This window comes from Halioglobus sp. D3-4 (assembly GCF_055809315.1).
In genome coordinates this window covers 3,738,604-3,755,427 of sequence record NZ_CM147907.1, presented here as the reverse complement: position 1 = coordinate 3,755,427, position 16,824 = coordinate 3,738,604, and the positions used below count along the sequence as shown (strand labels likewise).

General features: G+C 56.2%; 19 protein-coding genes. 5 read left to right on the top strand and 14 right to left on the bottom strand.

Going from position 1 to position 16,824, the window contains the following annotated elements; all coding sequences use genetic code 11:
- Positions 1–13: 13 nt before the first annotated feature.
- The 9 genes from AC0L6S_RS16425 to AC0L6S_RS16385 form a co-directional block, all read right to left on the bottom strand.
- Positions 14–1,531, bottom strand: coding sequence for a sulfatase family protein (locus AC0L6S_RS16425; protein ID WP_473425190.1), 1,518 nt, complete (start codon positions 1,529–1,531; stop codon positions 14–16).
- 368 nt (positions 1,532–1,899) lie between these two features.
- Entirely contained in the window at positions 1,900–3,045 is a 1,146-nt protein-coding gene (hemW, locus tag AC0L6S_RS16420) for a radical SAM family heme chaperone HemW (RefSeq protein ID WP_473425189.1), read from the bottom strand.
- On the bottom strand, positions 3,045–3,650 hold the full coding sequence (gene rdgB, locus AC0L6S_RS16415; RefSeq protein WP_473425188.1) for an RdgB/HAM1 family non-canonical purine NTP pyrophosphatase: 606 nt from the start codon (positions 3,648–3,650) through the stop codon (positions 3,045–3,047). Before rdgB ends, hemW begins: the two co-directional genes overlap by 1 nt.
- Positions 3,650–4,090 (bottom strand): DUF4426 domain-containing protein, encoded by a 441-nt coding sequence (locus tag AC0L6S_RS16410; protein WP_473425187.1) that lies wholly within the window; start codon positions 4,088–4,090, stop codon positions 3,650–3,652. The genes rdgB and AC0L6S_RS16410 overlap by 1 nt, the downstream gene beginning before the upstream one ends.
- Position 4,091: 1 nt before the next feature.
- Complete coding sequence (gene metW / locus AC0L6S_RS16405) at positions 4,092–4,682, bottom strand: methionine biosynthesis protein MetW (protein WP_473425186.1); 591 nt, start codon at positions 4,680–4,682, stop codon at positions 4,092–4,094.
- A complete protein-coding gene (metX, locus tag AC0L6S_RS16400) occupies positions 4,682–5,821 on the bottom strand; it encodes a homoserine O-succinyltransferase MetX (RefSeq protein WP_473425185.1) in 1,140 nt (379 codons plus the stop codon). The genes metW and metX overlap by 1 nt, the downstream gene beginning before the upstream one ends.
- 17 nt (positions 5,822–5,838) lie before the next feature.
- Entirely contained in the window at positions 5,839–6,426 is a 588-nt protein-coding gene (locus AC0L6S_RS16395) for a YggT family protein (protein WP_473425184.1), read from the bottom strand.
- Between the two features lie 5 nt (positions 6,427–6,431).
- Complete coding sequence (gene proC, locus AC0L6S_RS16390) at positions 6,432–7,268, bottom strand: pyrroline-5-carboxylate reductase (RefSeq protein ID WP_473425183.1); 837 nt, start codon at positions 7,266–7,268, stop codon at positions 6,432–6,434.
- Positions 7,269–7,322: 54 nt separating this feature from the next.
- Positions 7,323–8,015 carry a YggS family pyridoxal phosphate-dependent enzyme gene (locus AC0L6S_RS16385; protein ID WP_473425182.1) on the bottom strand — a complete coding sequence of 231 codons (693 nt, stop codon included), beginning with the start codon at positions 8,013–8,015 and terminating at the stop codon, positions 7,323–7,325.
- Between the two features lie 132 nt (positions 8,016–8,147).
- Here AC0L6S_RS16385 and AC0L6S_RS16380 point away from each other — a divergent pair, with 132 nt between their 5' ends.
- Together AC0L6S_RS16380 and AC0L6S_RS16375 are read left to right on the top strand one after the other, a co-directional pair.
- Positions 8,148–9,182 (top strand): type IV pilus twitching motility protein PilT, encoded by a 1,035-nt coding sequence (locus AC0L6S_RS16380; protein ID WP_473425181.1) that lies wholly within the window; start codon positions 8,148–8,150, stop codon positions 9,180–9,182.
- A 41-nt stretch (positions 9,183–9,223) separates the two neighbouring features.
- Positions 9,224–10,363 (top strand): PilT/PilU family type 4a pilus ATPase, encoded by a 1,140-nt coding sequence (locus tag AC0L6S_RS16375; RefSeq protein WP_473425180.1) that lies wholly within the window; start codon positions 9,224–9,226, stop codon positions 10,361–10,363.
- 61 nt (positions 10,364–10,424) lie between these two features.
- Here AC0L6S_RS16375 and AC0L6S_RS16370 read toward each other — a convergent pair whose 3' ends face one another.
- From AC0L6S_RS16370 to gshB, 5 genes are all read right to left on the bottom strand, one after another.
- Positions 10,425–11,456, bottom strand: coding sequence for a phytanoyl-CoA dioxygenase family protein (locus AC0L6S_RS16370; RefSeq protein WP_473425179.1), 1,032 nt, complete (start codon positions 11,454–11,456; stop codon positions 10,425–10,427).
- Positions 11,457–11,658: 202 nt separating this feature from the next.
- Positions 11,659–12,081, bottom strand: a complete 423-nt coding sequence (gene ruvX / locus AC0L6S_RS16365; RefSeq protein WP_473425178.1) for a Holliday junction resolvase RuvX — start codon at positions 12,079–12,081, stop codon at positions 11,659–11,661.
- Entirely contained in the window at positions 12,082–12,672 is a 591-nt protein-coding gene (locus AC0L6S_RS16360; protein ID WP_473425177.1) for a YqgE/AlgH family protein, read from the bottom strand.
- Positions 12,673–12,725: 53 nt separating this feature from the next.
- Complete coding sequence (locus AC0L6S_RS16355; RefSeq protein ID WP_473425176.1) at positions 12,726–13,592, bottom strand: energy transducer TonB; 867 nt, start codon at positions 13,590–13,592, stop codon at positions 12,726–12,728.
- A gap of 9 nt (positions 13,593–13,601) precedes the next feature.
- Positions 13,602–14,558: a glutathione synthase gene (gene gshB, locus AC0L6S_RS16350; protein ID WP_473425175.1), complete on the bottom strand. Its 957-nt coding sequence runs from the start codon at positions 14,556–14,558 to the stop codon at positions 13,602–13,604.
- A 434-nt stretch (positions 14,559–14,992) separates the two neighbouring features.
- Here gshB and AC0L6S_RS16345 point away from each other — a divergent pair, with 434 nt between their 5' ends.
- The 3 genes from AC0L6S_RS16345 to AC0L6S_RS16335 all read left to right on the top strand — a co-directional run bounded on the left by AC0L6S_RS16345 (position 14,993) and on the right by AC0L6S_RS16335 (position 16,714).
- A complete protein-coding gene (locus AC0L6S_RS16345) occupies positions 14,993–16,072 on the top strand; it encodes a GGDEF domain-containing protein (RefSeq protein WP_473425174.1) in 1,080 nt (359 codons plus the stop codon).
- An 82-nt stretch (positions 16,073–16,154) separates the two neighbouring features.
- Positions 16,155–16,484, top strand: a complete 330-nt coding sequence (locus AC0L6S_RS16340) for a hypothetical protein (protein WP_473425173.1) — start codon at positions 16,155–16,157, stop codon at positions 16,482–16,484.
- On the top strand, positions 16,460–16,714 hold the full coding sequence (locus AC0L6S_RS16335) for a hypothetical protein (RefSeq protein WP_473425172.1): 255 nt from the start codon (positions 16,460–16,462) through the stop codon (positions 16,712–16,714). Before AC0L6S_RS16340 ends, AC0L6S_RS16335 begins: the two co-directional genes overlap by 25 nt.
- The last annotated feature ends 110 nt before the right edge of the window (positions 16,715–16,824 follow it).

Genomic DNA, 16,824 nt, shown 5'->3' with positions numbered 1-16,824 from the left:
GTTATCTGTGCTCTCACTCTATGAATCTGGCCAGTCCTTGCTTTAACCAGCTAGTGACGCGCGAGGTAGGTTTATCTTTTTGAGCCCGCTTATTCTGCTCCTGTCTGAACGCAGTGGGATCAAGCAGCGGGTCCCCGGTCGACTGTCGCCACTTCTGTACTGCCTGTAAAAGGCGTTCTTTCACTGCCGTCAGATCGGCACTCTCTGCAAGATTGCGCCACTCATACGGATCTTCCTGAAGGTCGTAGAGCTCTATTTTCGGGGGGGTCTCTACTCGGTCGTACACCGCTTTGATGGGTAAATTTCGATACTTGGGCTTTCGAGACTCCCACCATGCATTGCAGTAGTTGCCGGGGTTCAGAGGGTTTTCCAGCTCGTCACCCTGCACATTGAAAATCAGTTTATAACGCTCGTCCCTAACAGCATAACGCGGGAAGAACTGCGTCGGGCCATGCGTGATGTACTCGGTGAATAGGTAGCGCCGCCAGTCCGGTGAAGCCCTGGCCGCTGTCAAAGGCAGTAGGGAATGTGCTTCAGTGGAAGGCGCCTCTGCGGACTTCGCCGCCTCCAGCAGGGTTGGGAAAATGTCCACTGTAGAGACGAGTTCCTCTCGCACGACTCCCTTGTCCGCACCTGGCGCTTTAAGCAGAAATGGAATTCGCACTGCGGACTCATACACAGCCATCTTACCGCGCGTGACATCGGGGCCATGGTCGCCAATGAAAATAACCAGTGCATCTTCCCACAACCCACGGCTGACAAGCTGGTTTCTCAGATCTCCGACACCGATATCCAGCCTGTCGACCGCACTATAGTAATCAGCGAGTTCCTCACGAATCTGCCGTGAATCCAGGCCGAGAAATGGAAATGGCTTGATTTTGGAGGGGGGCGTGCTTTGCTGTGGAAGCCCAAGCCTGGTGTGCGGGAATTTTAGATTACGTTTTGGCCCATACCGGCTGCCCCCTCTAGCACCAACACGGTGGGGGTCGGTGTAACTCATTACCAGGAAGAAAGGCTCTGCCCCGTCATCGACGAACGCCATCGCGCGTTGATTCATCCACAATACGTCCCGCTCGAAAACCACCTTTTGCGCATTGGTTTCTTCCGTATCCCATGTAAAGTGGTTGCTGGGTTCGTAGTGTGTTTTACCGATGATCGCAGTTCGGTAGCCCAACTCTTTCAGCGCGTTGGGTAATTTGGGTACATTGTCATGCATCCGTTGAGTGCCGAACTGCGATAAGCCCATCATTCCGTGTTGATGTGGGTACAGCCCGGTAAAAATACTGCCACGGGAAGGGCTGCAGGAGGCAGCTGTGACGTAGCCCGCATTGAACCTCGTGCCCTCCTGTGCAAGTTGATCGATGTTGGGTGTCCGCGCGTTGGGATCGCCGTAGATACCCAGCTGCGGCCCCAGGTCATCGGCAATAATCAGAACAATATTGGGGCGATCGACCTCAGTACTGTCGAAAGAGCCAATGGTATGCCAGACAACAGGAACAAGCAGCAACAGTAATGCCAATGACCATTTCAATTACGTCATCCACCTGTAGTATTTTTCATGCAAAACGATATGGATACGCTGGCATGACATGATTATTCGAGGCATATGCAGCCAGCTGCCTACACCCGCTCTCATTTTTGCGCGATTGCATGCTGCTGCCGCAAGCGACACGAGGGGCCGTTCCCAGCATACTGCTGTTTAGCCAGTCATGCCAAGAGGTGCGTTGAGATAGCCACTACGATTGCCAGAGCAATTAATGGCGCGAGATCGAAGCCTTTTTGGTGGCCGAGCTCAGGTTACTCGCATTCGCATTGTAGACAGGTAAGGCAGGATTGTGCCCCGCCAACCGTCAGCAAGGCCATCTGTCCCGGATGGGGCTTTTTGGGTACACGCGCGAGTTAGGGTGAGTCCGGGAAAAACGCCGCCACCACGGTATCCAGAAACCGCCGGCCGAGGTCTGTGGTTTTGACAACATCGCTATCGCACACTAGCAGGCCCTGTTGTTGCAGAAATTCCAGCTGTGGGGTCAACGTCTCGGTTCTACATCCTGTGCGAGAGACGAACTGCGGCACGGTAAACCCGGTATTCAGGCGCAGGGCGTTCATCATGAACTCGCCGACACACTCCTTCTGCTCCAGCGTGCGATGACTGCCTACATAGTGGCCGGGCTCCGTCGCCATATACTCCTGCGGTTGTCGGCGCTTGGCGAATCGCTGGATACGTCCGTCGGTAAAGGTGATCTTGGCGTGCGCGCCAGCGCCGATACCCAGGTAGTCCCCAAACGACCAGTAGTTTTTGTTGTGAAGGCAGTTGAAGCCGGGCTTGCTGTAGGCGGATACCTCGTACTGCGCATAGCCGCTTTCGGCCAGCTGTTGTTCGCCGTGTAACTGGATATCCGCCAGTTCGTCCTCAATCGGTAGCAGCGGCGGGCGTTTGTGGAATACCGTGTTGGGTTCAATGGTCAGTTGATACCAGGAGAGGTGTGCCGGTTGGCAGGCAATCGCTGTCAGTAAATCTTTCTCTGCAGCCTCAAGGGTTTGACCGGGCAGCCCGTGCATCAGGTCCAGATTGAGGCGGGTGAAGCCCGCATCGTGCGCATACGCGATTGCCGCATGGGCTTGATCACTTGTATGTACACGGCCCAGTGCCTGCAGGTGGGTGTCGTTAAAGCTCTGTATGCCCAGCGATAAGCGATTGATCCCGGCATCTTTGAAGGCTGCAAACTTTTCAGCTTCTGCACTCCCGGGGTTTGCCTCCATTGTTGCTTCCAGCGTTGCTGCGAGAGGGACTCTGTCAGCAATTCCATGTAGCAGCCGCTTGATCGCGCTACCCGAAAAGAGGCTGGGCGTGCCGCCGCCAATAAACAGGGTGTCTATAGTCCGGCCCTGCACCAAGTGCAGATCATCCTGAAGGTCCTGCAGCAATGCGTGAATGTACTGCTCTTCAGGGATCCGGTGGGTCTCATGCGAATTGAAATCGCAGTAGGGGCATTTTCGCTCACACCAGGGTAGGTGTATATACAGCCCCAGTGGAGGCAGCTGCATCAGCGGTTACGCAGGGCTTCGAACAGCAGCGCGCTGGCTTTCGCCCGGTGACTGATGCGGTTTTTCAACTCACGTGGCAGCTCTGCGGAGCTACACTGATGCTCCGGCACGCAAAAGAGTGGATCGTAACCGAAGCCCTGGTCGCCTCTGGGCGCATGCAGGATAAACCCCTCCCAACTGGCCTGGCAGACAAGCGGTGTGGGGTCGAGTGCATGGCGCATGTAAACCAGTACACACTGGAATCTGGCGCTGCGCTGTGCATCGGGTATGTCATGCAATTCCTCCAGCAGGCGCGCGTTATTGCCTTCATCACCGGCGCCTGAATAGCGCGCGGAGTAGATGCCGGGAGCTCCGTTAAGATAATCCACCTCCAGACCGGAATCGTCGGCTATTGCAGGCAAGTCGCTGTGCTCCGCCGCTGCCCGCGCCTTGATGATCGCGTTCTCGACAAAGCTCAGGCCGGTTTCTTCGACCTCGGGCACGTTGAATTCGGATTGCGGAGCGAGTGCAACACCTAGCGGCGCGAGTACCTCCCCGAGTTCCCGCAGTTTGCCGGCATTACCACTGGCCAGCACCACGGTCTGTGTGAGTGAGGAATCAGCCATTAGTCGGTATAGAGCTGGTGCTTGAACTTGAAGGAGTAGGTTTGCTCTGCCCCTGACGGCCGGAAATCGATTTCGAAAAAGCGCCACTCTTCATTGATAAATCCGAATTCTGCGATGTAATAGATAGCCTCACCTTCGCGAATTTCCTTAAACTCCAGGGTCTGCTTTTGAATCAGGTCTGAGGTGCGGCCCTGTAACACCATCGCGCGGGCTTCACTGCCATCGGCGAGGTTTTCCCGGACTGCCAGATTGAGAATGGCGCGCTTCTCTCCGCGGGTAATGCCGTAGGTCTCGGCAATTTTCGGGTCCAGAAACGTGGTATTGACCACGCTGTAATAGAGTTCGTATGGGCCAAAGGCCTCCGACTGTTGTGCCTGCGCGGTTACGGCCAGAAGAGGAAGTAACAGTATTAAAACAAGGGCTTGGGTACGTTGGCACATATTATCGAGTAATCCGGTATATCGCCGTGGTGGCGAAGAGGTTGGGCCACTTATTGGACAGCATCGGTTGGTCCCGGGTTTCACCGACGACTTCTCTAGAGACGATGCGGATATCTTTGGCCAGGCACAGGTCTTCAAAATCTTTCACGGTGCAGAAGTGAATATTCGGCGTGTTATACCAAGTATATGGCATGAAACTGGATACTGGCATATGTCCCTGCAGGCCCAGCATTAGCCGACAGCGCCAGTGACCGAAGTTGGGGAAGGTAACAATTCCCTCGCGGCCGATGCGCAGCATCTCATCCAGCACCCGCTCCGGATATTTCACCGCCTGCAGTGCCAGCGCAAGTACTACCGTATCGAAACTCTGGTCGGGGAAGTTGGAGAGGCCCTCGTCCATATCCTGCTCAATGACGTTGATACCGCGGGAGATGGCTGCGGTAATATAGTTCTGGTCGATCTCCAGGCCAGTGCCTCGTACCTGGCGCTGATCGCGCAGGAATTCGAGGAAGACGCCATCGCCGCAACCGAGGTCCAATACCCGTGATTCGGGGGCGATCCAGCGCTGAATATGGGAGAGATCCAGGCGCATCAGCTTTCATCCCTCACGCGCAACATATACGCGCGAAACACCGAGATGTAGCGCGATATGGGGAGTAGGAATGCATCGTGCCCTTCTTTGGCCTCGATTTCTGCATAGGTCACCGGCCGATCCGCTGCGATTAGCGCATTGACGATTTCGCGCGATCGTTCAGGCGAAAAGCGCCAGTCGGTAGAAAATGACATCACCAGAAAACTGCATTGGGCATGCTTGAATGCCGCCACGGGATCATTGTCGTACTCCAGTGCCAGATCGAAATAATCCAGTGCGCGTGTCATCAGAATATAGGTATTGGCGTCGAAGCTGCCAGAAAACTGGCTGCCCTGGTGACGCAGATAGCTCTGCACCTGAAATTCTGCATTGGAAACGTCGCCTTTGTCCAGGCTACCTGAGCGTAGATCGCGCCCGAACTTATTGGCCATTGCGTCGTCTGACAGATAGGTGATGTGGCCGATCATGCGAGCCAGTGCCAGACCGCGCGCCGGTACGGTACCGTGCTGCTGGTAGTGCCCTTCGCGAAAGTCCGGATCTGATTCTATCGCCTGGCGGGCAACTTCATTGAAGGCGATATTCTGGGCGCTGAGCTTCAGTGCAGCGGCGATAACGACACAGTGCCTGATACGGTTTGGGAACTCCAGCGACCAGCGCATCGCCTGCATACCGCCTAGGCTGCCGCCAATGACTGCAGCCCAGCATTCGATCCCGAGGCGGTCTGCCAGGCGTGCCTGGCTGTGTACCCAGTCTCGCGTGCGCAGTGGTGGAAAATCCGAACCCCAGGGTTTTCCTGTGGCGGGATTCATGGAACTGGGGCCGGTGGAGCCGTGACATCCACCGAGATTGTTCAGGCATACGACGAAAAAATGTGTCGTATCTATCGGTTTTCCAGGGCCGATGCACTCGTTCCACCAGCCCGGCTTTCTATCTTCCGTACTGTGGTAGCCAGCCGCGTGATGATTGCCGCTGAGCGCGTGACAGATCAGCACGGCATTGCTGTGTTGCGCGTTCAGTTCACCATAGGTTTCGTACACCAGATCGTAGTCGGCCAGTTCGCGACCGCAGGCCAATTCAAGTGGCTCGTCAAAGTGCGCGACCTGTGGTGTGACAATTCCTACAGAATTCTGGGGATTCATTGCTCTGGCTCGGCCTTCTAGCGCAACCAGGGTGCGAAGCCCAGCACACCAACTGCCGCCGCCATGTGGCTCAGTGCTATCTGGATCACGTTGATCAGGATGAAGGCGAGAATCGGTGAGAAATCGAGGCCGCCCATTGGCGGTAGCAATTTGCGCACCGGTGCCATCAACGGTTCAGTGATCTGGTACAGCAGGAAGATGGCTGGATGGCGGCTGCCCTGCGCGACCCAGCTCAGAATGATCATCGCCAGCAATGCAAAAAAATACATCTGCACCAATAGCGCCAGCACGCCCAGTACTCCGCCAAGCAGAAGTTGTATCGGTGGTGGAACCGCGCCAAACTGAATCAGGAAAACCACCGCGATTCCCGCGATCTGCAGGGTGATGGCCAGCAGGAGGGAGGCGAGATCAATACCGCCATAGCCGGGGATAACTTTGCGCACGGGGATCACCAGCGGGTTGGTCACCTTGACGATGAACTGTGAGATCGGATTGTAAAAATCCGCGCGCACCAGTTGCAGAATAAAGCGCAGTAACATTGCCACCAGGTAAAGGCTGAGCAAGGTTTGAATCAGGTAGATTGATATTGCATACAACGCGCTCATTGTGACTAACCCATTTCTGTAGACATTTCGATGGCCCGGTCGGCGGCGGCGCGCATTGCTTTGGCCACTGTCGCCCGCAGGTCATCCTGTTCAAAGCTCTGCACAGCACGCTCGGTCGTGCCACCCGGGCTGGTTACCCGGCGCCGCAATTCCACCAGATCGACATCGCTTTCAAGCGCCATACGTGCTGCACCCAGAGCGGTCTGTTTCGCCAGCAGGCTGGCCGTATCACGGTTCAGGCCAAGTGCCACTCCCGCGTCGACAATCGCTTCAGTTAACAGGAAAAAATAGGCCGGCCCACTACCTGACAGGGCGGTAATCGCATCCAGCTGCGGTTCCGAGTCCACCCAGCACGTGATGCCCACCGCAGACAGAACCAGCTGTGCAAACTGGCGCTGCTTCTCCGATGTTCTGTCATTTGCAAACAACCCGCTGGCACCGCAGCCCACCAGGGCGGGGGTATTCGGCATACAGCGCACTATCGCGGCGTCGGGCCCCAGTCGGGCTTGCATGCTGTCTATAGTAATCCCCGCGGCGATCGAGATGACCAGTGAGCGGTTCTTCTGCACGGCCGTAGCTATGCTGCCAGCGGCTTCGGCCATAACCTGGGGTTTGATGGCCAGTATAACGATGTCTGCACCCTCCACGGCGGCGGCGTTGTCGCTGAAGACTGCGACGGGCGCGACGGTGCGCAGGCGCTCAAGGCTGTCGGGGAATGGATCCGCTGCGCTGATGTGGTCCGCGGGGTGCCCGCTTTCGATCAGGCCGCCGATGATGCTGCTGGCCATATTGCCTGCGCCGATAAAAGCGATGCGCGGTAGATTCGAGTGTGCGTCTGCCATATGTTTACCGAAGATAAAATAGTCGTGCAGTATACACGGCGCTATACGTCAATATCACCTGTTGCGGGGGCCGAAAATGGCTGTGCCCACCCGAATCATTGTGGCGCCTTCCAGTATAGCCGGCTCTATGTCGGCAGACATACCCATGGAAAGTGTGTCGATATTGGGGCCGAGAGTCTGGAGTTTTGCCAATGCCGTGCGCAATTGGCCGAAGTCCCGGTGCTGTTGATGGGTGTCGGCACCTGCTGAGGGGATACCCATCAAACCGCGCAACCTGAGGTTGGGAAGCTCGCAGACAGAGAGCGCCAACTGTGGTAAATCCTCCAGCCGCACACCGGATTTACTATCCTCTCCCGAGATGTTCACCTGTAGGCAGACCTGTAGCGGTGTTAGTTCGGGCGGCCGTTGCCGACTGAGCCGTTGTGCGATCTTGGCGCGATCAATGCTGTGCACCCAGTCAAAGTGGGGTGCAATACCGGCTGTTTTGTTCGATTGGATCGGGCCGATGAAGTGCCAGGTGAGGGGCAGGTCCTCCAGCTCGCTAACCTTTTGCAGCGCTTCCTGCAGATAACTCTCGCCAAAGTGTGTCAGGCCGCAGGCGTGGGCTGCGCGTATCTCCTGCGCGGTGCGGGTCTTGCTGACGGCGATGATCTGCACGGCGCTATTGCTATTCTGGCTTTTTTGCGCGACGCGACTTACCCTATCCTGCAGCTTTGCTATATTCTTGGAGAGCTGTTGTTGGTTCATGGCGCGGATGTTAGCGGATTTGGCGTCGGGGTGACATCACAATAATATAACGTGCTGGAAGGTCGCAGCCACGGAACTTATCCTGACCGGGGAGTAGTCGGCGCACAGTGTCGACAGGGGAGAATACAAACAATGGATATAACGGAGTTATTGGCATTCAGTGCCAAGCAGGGTGCGTCTGACCTGCACTTATCGGCGGGTCTGCCTCCGATGATCCGCGTCGATGGCGATATTCGGCGTATCAACCTGCCGCCCATGGAGCACAAGCAGGTTCACGAGCTTATCTACGACATCATGAACGATAAGCAACGCAAGGACTATGAAGAGTTTCTTGAAACCGACTTTTCCTTTGAAGTGCCCGGTGTAGCGCGTTTTCGTGTCAATGCGTTTAACCAGAACCGTGGTGCTGGTGGCGTCTTTCGTACCATTCCCTCCAAGGTACTGACCATGGAAGACCTCGGTATGGGACAGGTCTTTCGCGATATTTCGATGATGCCGCGTGGGCTGGTATTGGTTACCGGGCCCACCGGGTCCGGTAAATCGACCACACTGGCGGCGATGGTCGACTTTATCAACGACAACAAGTATGAGCACATTCTTACCATTGAGGATCCCATCGAATTTGTACACGAGAGTAAGAAATGCCTTGTTAACCAGCGCGAAGTACACCGCGATACACTCGGCTTTTCCGAGGCGCTGCGTTCGGCCTTGCGGGAAGATCCGGACATTATTCTGGTGGGTGAGTTGCGCGACCTGGAAACTATACGACTGGCTTTGACAGCGGCCGAAACCGGGCACCTCGTATTTGGCACTCTGCACACCACGTCTGCCGCCAAGACGATAGACCGCGTTATTGACGTTTTCCCGGCAGCCGAAAAAGCGATGGTGCGCTCAATGTTGTCGGAATCGTTGCAGGCGGTGGTATCACAAACCCTGCTCAAGCGCGCCACCGGTGGTCGGGTCGCTGCACACGAAATCATGCGTGGCACATCGGCGATACGGAACCTTATCCGTGAAGATAAAGTCGCGCAAATGTACTCTGCCATTCAGACCGGCCATGCACTGGGCATGCAGACTATGGATCAGTGCCTTGAGGATTTGGTTGGCAAACGGATTATCACGAAAGAAGTGGCGCGCGAAAAAGCCAGAATGCCGGAAAACTTCTAGCGCTTTTACCGCCGGGCTGCCATTTGGCAAGGATCACCAATATGAACATCGAGAATTTGTTGCAACGAATGGTGAAGGAGGGTGCCTCCGACGGCTTCATAACGGCACATGCGCCACCTTGTATCAAGGTTGACGGCCAGATATACCCGATTACCGAGCGGCCGGTGACGGAGGAGGAAGCGCGCGAAATGGTTCTGTCCACCATGCGAGAGGATCAGCAGATCGACTTCCGCAAAAACCATGAATGCAATTATGCACTGAGTACAAAGGATCTCGGCCGCTTCCGTGCCAGCGCGTTTGTGCAGCGCGGCCAATGCGGTCTGGTTGTGCGCCGGATCCAGACAGTGATCCCCTCAATAGACGAGCTCGGCCTGCCGCAGATCATCAAGGATCTTGCGATGACCAAGCGCGGCCTGGTGATCTTCGTCGGGGCCACGGGTACTGGTAAGTCGACATCACTGGCGTCCATGGTGGATTACCGCAATCGCAACAGTCGCGGTCATATCATCAGTATTGAAGACCCAATTGAATTCATCCATGAGCACGCTGGTTGTATTGTTACTCAGCGTGAGGTCGGAATGGACACCGAGTCGTTTGATGTGGCGCTCAAAAACACACTGCGCCAGGCGCCTGATGTGATACTGATCGGTGAGGTGCGCACGGCGGAAACTATGCAGCAGGCCCTGACCTTCGCTGAAACTGGCCACCTCTGCCTGTGTACCCTGCACGCCAATAATGCTAACCAGGCGTTGGACCGTATACAGAGCTTCTTCCCTGCCGAGCTACACAGCCAGGTCTGGATGGATCTGTCGCTGAACCTGCGATCAATGGTCGCTCAACAGTTGCTGCCGCGCAAGGATAAAAGCGGGCGTACACCGGTTGTGGAAGTGCTGCTGAACTCCCCTCTGGTTGCCGAGTATATTCGCAAGGGCGAGGTACACCTGATCAAGGACTTGATGTCCAAGTCGACTGAACTGGGTATGCAGACGCTTGATCAATCGCTGTTGAAAGCGTACGGGGAAGGCAAGATATCCAAAGACGACGCGATACGCTTCGCAGACTCTGCCAATGATGTGCGTCTGCAGATCAAAATGATGGACAGGAAAGAGTTGGGTCAAGGTGACAGCCTGGCCCTGGCGACCTCAGACCCCGATCAGGGGGGACGCTTCCACCGGCGTTAGAGAGAACCGGGTTCTCGTTTGTGGCAGCCTGGTTCCCACTTTGTGCTCTCCTGTGTGAATATCAAATACACAGCGGCACCTGTTCGTGTGGATAAGTTGAGGCGGCGAAGCACCACATCTCTATCGCATAGCGCGTCTTGGTCATGCTGCTGTCGACGCCGGTGCGATGCAGGGTCAGTTGGTCAAACAGCAGCGCATCCCCGGTGTCAAATACCGGGCGTACGGCAGAGTCACCGCCATAGCGTTTGGCTGTGTCATTGCTGACAGCCCAATCGAAAATCTCCGGCCCACCCATTTCGACCAGATTATTGAAGCGTTGGGGGATAATATCGAGACTGGGTGCCTCCTCTCCGCAGGGGCTCAGTGCTGTCCAGATATTCAGGGATCGTGTTTCTGTACCCAGGAACGCGCCGTCCTGATGCCAGCCCGCCAGAGCGCCCGGTTCGGTGCGCCTCAGGGTCGTCTTCTTGGCCGATATGGCCACGCGCTCGCCGAAGTAATCCTCCAGCATGCGGTCGAAACCCACGGCTGACAGCGCATCCAGATGACGAAACAGCGCGCGCGGTGCATCCACACCATGCAGGCCCCCGCCCTGTCTGGCGTATGAGCGCTCAGGACCGCCAAAACTGTATTGATCGCTATGCGTGCGAAAAGGCAGGTACCACGGCGGCAGTGCCGTGCGGGGCGTCGGCACCTCAGCGGCACTGTTGAAAGAGTGATCAATAGCTTCGCGAATACCCGCGGCGACTTTCTTGTCTATCATACCCCGCACCATCAGCGAACCGTGGTGCGCGATCGCGGAAGTGACAATCTCCGCACAGAGCTCGGACGCAGGAATCTCTGGAATACCGGTTTCGTCGGGGAAATAGTCTGGGAATGACTTTGGCCAGTCGGGTGCGGCAGTGCCGCCGTCCAGGCTGGCAAAAGCCCGGTGGCGTAACTGCAGCAGCCGCTTCTCTACCTCTGGGTTTTCCTGGCGTCGATTCGACTCAGTCAGTACGCGAATCGCGTCGTCCCAGGACCCCGCCGCGATCAGTTCATCTGATTGCTGCAATGCACCAGTGACATCCGGCATAGTATTGCTGGTCTGCATTGAACTTCTCCAAATTCTTTTATATTTGAGTATAGCCAATTCCGTGAGGCGCAACTACAGTCCGCAGCCGGCGGTAATCCCTACGTTTAGGATTCGGAGCGCTGGGCAAGGAGTCCCGGGAGTTGGACCTCTCCGGGGCGTCTGTTGGCAGAGCCTCTGCATGGGTGTGCGCTTTTTGGCACCCCGATCTTGTAAACAGGTCTCAGGAATTTTCTGATAACCATGTCCGCAGAATCAGCTCGGCGGCGAGGCTGTCTATTGGTTTGCGCTTGAAATCGCCGCGGTGTCCGCGCGCGCGGCTTTCGTGCTTCGCTTCAAAGCTGCTCAGTCGTTCATCGACCATCACCACTTCCAGCCCGAGCCGGCCGTGCAGTCGGCGCGCGAACTTGGCGGCCCGCGCACTCAGTTCACTGGCGCTGCCATCCATGTTCAACGGGTCGCCCACGACCAGCAGGTCGGGGCGCCATTCGGCGACCAGGCGTTCCACCAGGTGCCAGTCGGGTGAGCCCTCTTTGGCCTTGAGGATGGGTAGCGGTGCCGTGGTGCCGAGCAGGCAGTTGCCCGTTGCCACGCCGATCTGGGACAGGCCGAAATCGAACGCGATTACTGTACGCTTTCCCTGCACTCAGGCGTGTCCCGCCTGGCCTGAGATCAGATTCATATCTATGCCCAGTTGTGCGGCAGCCGCACCCAGACGTTGGTCAGACGGTGTGGAGAATATAATATCGCCGTTGCCCGGCAGGGTGAGCCAGCTGTTGTCTACCAGCTCCTGTTCCAGTTGTCCCGCAGCCCAACCGGCGTAGCCCAGCGCAATCAGGTGATCGCTAGGGCCCTCGCCAATCGCGATGGCGCGCAGGATATCCCGGGAGGTTGTCAGTGTGATCTCCGGCGTAACCTGCAGACTGGCTTCCCAGTTTTTTGTGCAATAGCGATGCAGCACAAACCCGTGATCCATCTGTACCGGGCCGCCGGCCATGACGGGCTCGGAGGAGAAGTCTTCGCCGGTACTGATCTGCAGGTGTTCAAATATCTCAGTCACCGACAGGTCAAGCGGACGATTGATGACGATCCCCATGGCACCGCTTTCACCGTGTTCGCAAATATACGTGATGCTTTGCGAAAATATTCCCTCGGTCAGGCAGGGCATTGCCAGCAGAAAATGATCACGCAGGGAATCGCCGCTTTTGGTGGTATTCACGGAGTGTTTTCCGGGCATGTCCGCACAGGTCTCTTGAGTGTAAAAATACAGAGTGGAATGATTGCCGACCCCTAAGGTGAGCTTAGCTGGTTTTCCTGAAAATGCCACGTGCGGACAATCTCCAGTTTGTCCGTCGTAGCCTTCAATTCGGGCGGGAAGGGCGAGTACGGCGCTGCCATACGCACGATCTTGATTGCGGCCTCATCCAGCACTGCATAGCCTGAAGAGGACATAATCTGTATGTCTTCCAGGCTGCCATCACTGCGGATTATCACCAGCATTCGCAGCTCGCCGTAGAGGCCGTAGCGGATAGAAGCCTCCGGGTAGTATTGGTTTCCGACCGCCTCCAAGCGTTTACGCCAGTCTAGCAGGTAGGCGGCATCCACGGATTGTTTCGCCGATGCGGCGGTCAGGCGTCTTACCCGGGGTTGATCGGCATCCGTGCGGGTCTTCACATCCAGCTCTGCCTGCAAGCTGGCAATTTCCCGGTTGATTCGTTCGATCTCAGGAGTGATGCCGTCAAGCCGGGATTGTTGTGTGGTGGCGTCGTTCGGCTCGGCAGTGACCCTGCGTGATGCGAGGCCGGTCGTCGTCAGGGTATCGTGCTGTATCGCCGCCTGCTCTTGGGGCATTGGCAGCCTCGCCTGTTGTTGTGAGAGGCTGTCGGACTGGATCGGGTTGTTGGAGCTGAGATGGTTTTTCTGTGCCTCGTTGCCACTCCCCCCCTGGTTGGCCTGTGCAATATTGCGGGCATCATCAGGCGCGACTTCACTCGGCCGCGTGGCCAGCGTGACTTCGATCTGTGGGCTTGTGTAGGGCATCGACAGGTTGGCCTTGAACGAGACGGCAAGAATCAGGGCGGCGTGTGCCGCAATGGCCAGCAGCACCGCGTTTCGAAATCGTCTCTCGCTGTCGTTGCCTGTTTCCAGGTAATACATCGGGAAGTACTAGTGCCTGCTGTTGAGTTCTCCGGAGATACAATCCATCAGCTGCCCGCCAATGTCCAGATCATAGGCAGCGTCAATTTCACGAATGCAGGTTGGGCTGGTGACATTGATCTCGGTGAGGTAGTCCCCAATCACGTCAAGACCGACAAACAATAGGCCTTTCTCGCGCAGACTTGGCCCTACCTGTGCGGCGATCCACTGATCCCGTTCGGTCAGGGGCTGCGCTTTTCCGGTGCCGCCGGCGGCGAGGTTGCCGCGAGTTTCTCCCGCCAGCGGTATGCGTGCAAGGCAGTAGGGTACGGGCTCCCCGTTAATCATCAATATACGCTTGTCACCTTTTTCAATCTGCGGAATAAACTGCTGCGCCATGATGGTCTGGTTGCCGTGGTTTGTCAGGGTCTCAAGAATGACGCTCACATTGGGGTCGCCCTGCTTCACTCTGAAGATGGCGCTGCCGCCCATGCCGTCCAGTGGTTTGAAGATCGCATCGCCGTGGTGCTGGTGAAACGCTTTGAGCCGCGCCATATCGCCGCTGACCAACACCGGCGGGCAGCACTGCGGAAATTGTGTGGCAAAAACCTTTTCGTTGCAGTCGCGCAGGCTTTGGCAACGATTGACAATCAACGTGCCCTTGCGCTCCGCCGCCTCGAGAATATAGGTGCTGTAAATGTATTCATTATCAAACGGTGGATCCTTGCGCATCAGGATCACATCCAGTTGATCGAGGTCTGCGTCTTCAGCTGCGCTGAGGGAGAACCAGCTCTGTGCATCACGTTTTACCGTGAGTTTTGCCATACGCGCGCGGGCGGTCCCCTGCTCGAGGTACAGATCGCCCTGTTCCATGTAGAACAGCTGCCAGCCCCTGTCCTGCGCTGCCCAGAGCATAGCCATGGTGGTGTCTTTCTTGTAGTTGATGCTGGCGATGGGATCCATCACCACACCGAGTTTGATGGTCATTGTGCTCGCTCTCCTGCCCCGCGGGCCTGCTAACTTACGCAAAGGTGCTGATGGGTGCAAGCAAAGGACGTTGTGGGGCCTGTAGTGGCCCAGAGGTCAATCTGGGTGTGACGCCCAGCGCGGGCCAGAGACTGCGTAAAGGGTATCAACTGCTAGCAAAAAACTTAAGATTTATAAAGATATTTCGTGTTAGATGTTGGACTCTTTCTAAAAGTGTGACTAAGATCACGCTATCCAGGCCTACTGTATTAAAGAAGAGGCCGGTGGATATTGCGGTATCAGTTCGTCACTGGTCAGGCTGCATTTCTCAGCCAACCGCAGGCTTCCCCCAACCAGTTAGAAATCTGACACCCCAGCTGCGCATGCCCTAGCGTGCCGGCACGATTTTCTCTCACCTGTCTTAGGGTGATCGAGCATTCAAGGAGGTGGATGGCGTGATTGAAGAAGGGTTGAATTCATCGTACAGGCGCACGGTCAAGGAAACGCTACTGCTGCTGCTCAGCGGCATTCTTGCTGTTTCTGTTACGTTGTTGGCCTATAGGCGGCTGCTCGACAGCAACTGGTCACTGGCCCTGGTTGATATGGGGTTTGTCGCCATCATGGTACTGCTGTTTCTTTTCGTCTTTGTCGGGCGTAAAACCCGTGCTGCGAGTATCCTGATTGCACTGGGGTTTATCGCGGCGGCACTGATCTCTGTTCTGCTATTGGGTGACAGTGAGGTATTTTGGGCATTCCCGGCGTTAATGGTCGCGTACTTTATGCTGGATGCACGGCAGGCGACGATACTCACTGGTGGATTTGCCGGCTGTTTTCTCGCTATTGTCTGGGATGATCTGTCGGCCACAGAGATCATAAAAATCTGGTTGGCGCTGGTGGTAACCGTATTGTTGGCGAACGCATTCTCTTTGACCAATCGCAGGCAGATGGAACATCTTCGCCGCACAATGCAGCTGGATCCATTGACTGGCGCAGGCAATCGACGCGCTCAGGACCTAAAGCTTGATGCTGTCGTATCAATTTTCCGTCGCAACCACAGCCCCGCCAGCCTGCTGCTTATCGATATCGATTATTTCAAGCATATCAACGATAACTACGGACATATCGTTGGGGACCAGGTGTTAGTTGCGATCACCGAACTGGTAAGGCGCAACACGCGAGCGACAGAAAGCCTGTACCGATACGGCGGCGAAGAATTTGTGCTGGTGGCCGAGCAGACATCACTCAAAGCCGCGGTGGGACTGGCAGAGAAGGTGCGCAGAGTGATTGAGCAGGAAATATTTCTCGCGGGCTCACTGGTAACGGTGTCCATTGGCGTTGCTGAACTGTTGCCTGAGGAAGGCCGGGAGGGTTGGTTGAGCCGAGCAGATGCCGCGCTGTATCGCGCCAAAGGGCGCGGGCGCAATCAGGTCATCGCGGCGGATTCTCCTGGCACACCGAAGGTCACACGGCTCGCCACGGTGCGCCCTGCCGGCAACCCGAATGCAATGCCCGTGCTGGTGTCCCATTCAATGTAGAGGCCCCCGCAACGCTGCATTTGGCAGAGGTTGGATTCTTCGACTAACCTGAACTGGGGCTCACGATACAGAGGATCCTGCGATGCCTACTATCAGCTCATCAAACCTTGTTGTGAATCAAGAAATAGCTGCATCATCGCCGGATGCAAAACTCAGCATTAGTGTGGATGACCAGAACCCATTGCCGGTCGGTGTCTACGAGTTCCAATTGGTGGTCACTGACGATTCCGGGAACAACTCGCAACCAGCCACCGTCAGGGTTGTCGTAGCCGATGATAAAGTTCCTACCGCTGTGATCGATGCTCCGGGCAGGGTAAGTTTTGCTACTGACTTTACGCTCAGTGGTGAACGCTCCATCGACGTTGGTGGCAAGCTCAGCAAATTTGTATGGACGCTGATAAAAACCCCGTAGTACTGCGCCTGAACAAGTCGTTCAGCACTGTCGAGTCGTCGATTCATCTGCGTGGACTGCTGGCTCCCGGGGAGTATCAATTCCGGCTGGTGGTTATCGATGTTGCTGGAAATCACAGTCAACCGGCGCTGGTGTATGTCACGGTCGATAAGCCGGTCACGTTGTGGCTCGCATTGCGCAGCAGGTTGGTGGCTGTGCTGCAGCTATTGTCTGGATTCCTGAAGCGATAGAGCGCCGCATTCACCGGTGCGCGCTGGTGTGATGGTAGAGGCACTGTCTGGGATTCGTGCTAGGTGATAGCAGCAGATTCTGAAATCAGGCTCCAACCACCAGGCTGCTC

Bases quoted from the DNA above. Each gene is read 5' to 3' on its own strand.
- AC0L6S_RS16370 (WP_473425179.1), bottom strand. From the start codon at position 11,456: ATGCAGACCAGCAATACTATGCCGGATGTCACTGGTGCATTGCAGCAA.
- AC0L6S_RS16410 (WP_473425187.1), bottom strand. From the start codon at position 4,090: ATGTGCCAACGTACCCAAGCCCTTGTTTTAATACTGTTACTTCCTCTT.
- AC0L6S_RS16340 (WP_473425173.1), top strand. From the start codon at position 16,155: ATGCCTACTATCAGCTCATCAAACCTTGTTGTGAATCAAGAAATAGCT.
- gshB (WP_473425175.1), bottom strand. From the start codon at position 14,558: ATGACCATCAAACTCGGTGTGGTGATGGATCCCATCGCCAGCATCAAC.
- metX (WP_473425185.1), bottom strand. From the start codon at position 5,821: ATGAATCCCCAGAATTCTGTAGGAATTGTCACACCACAGGTCGCGCAC.
- rdgB (WP_473425188.1), bottom strand. From the start codon at position 3,650: ATGGCTGATTCCTCACTCACACAGACCGTGGTGCTGGCCAGTGGTAAT.
- hemW (WP_473425189.1), bottom strand. From the start codon at position 3,045: ATGCAGCTGCCTCCACTGGGGCTGTATATACACCTACCCTGGTGTGAG.
- AC0L6S_RS16375 (WP_473425180.1), top strand. From the start codon at position 9,224: ATGAACATCGAGAATTTGTTGCAACGAATGGTGAAGGAGGGTGCCTCC.
- metW (WP_473425186.1), bottom strand. From the start codon at position 4,682: ATGCGCCTGGATCTCTCCCATATTCAGCGCTGGATCGCCCCCGAATCA.
- AC0L6S_RS16380 (WP_473425181.1), top strand. From the start codon at position 8,148: ATGGATATAACGGAGTTATTGGCATTCAGTGCCAAGCAGGGTGCGTCT.
- AC0L6S_RS16355 (WP_473425176.1), bottom strand. From the start codon at position 13,592: ATGTATTACCTGGAAACAGGCAACGACAGCGAGAGACGATTTCGAAAC.
- AC0L6S_RS16360 (WP_473425177.1), bottom strand. From the start codon at position 12,672: ATGCCCGGAAAACACTCCGTGAATACCACCAAAAGCGGCGATTCCCTG.
- AC0L6S_RS16385 (WP_473425182.1), bottom strand. From the start codon at position 8,015: ATGAACCAACAACAGCTCTCCAAGAATATAGCAAAGCTGCAGGATAGG.
- proC (WP_473425183.1), bottom strand. From the start codon at position 7,268: ATGGCAGACGCACACTCGAATCTACCGCGCATCGCTTTTATCGGCGCA.
- AC0L6S_RS16335 (WP_473425172.1), top strand. From the start codon at position 16,460: ATGGACGCTGATAAAAACCCCGTAGTACTGCGCCTGAACAAGTCGTTC.
- AC0L6S_RS16395 (WP_473425184.1), bottom strand. From the start codon at position 6,426: ATGAGCGCGTTGTATGCAATATCAATCTACCTGATTCAAACCTTGCTC.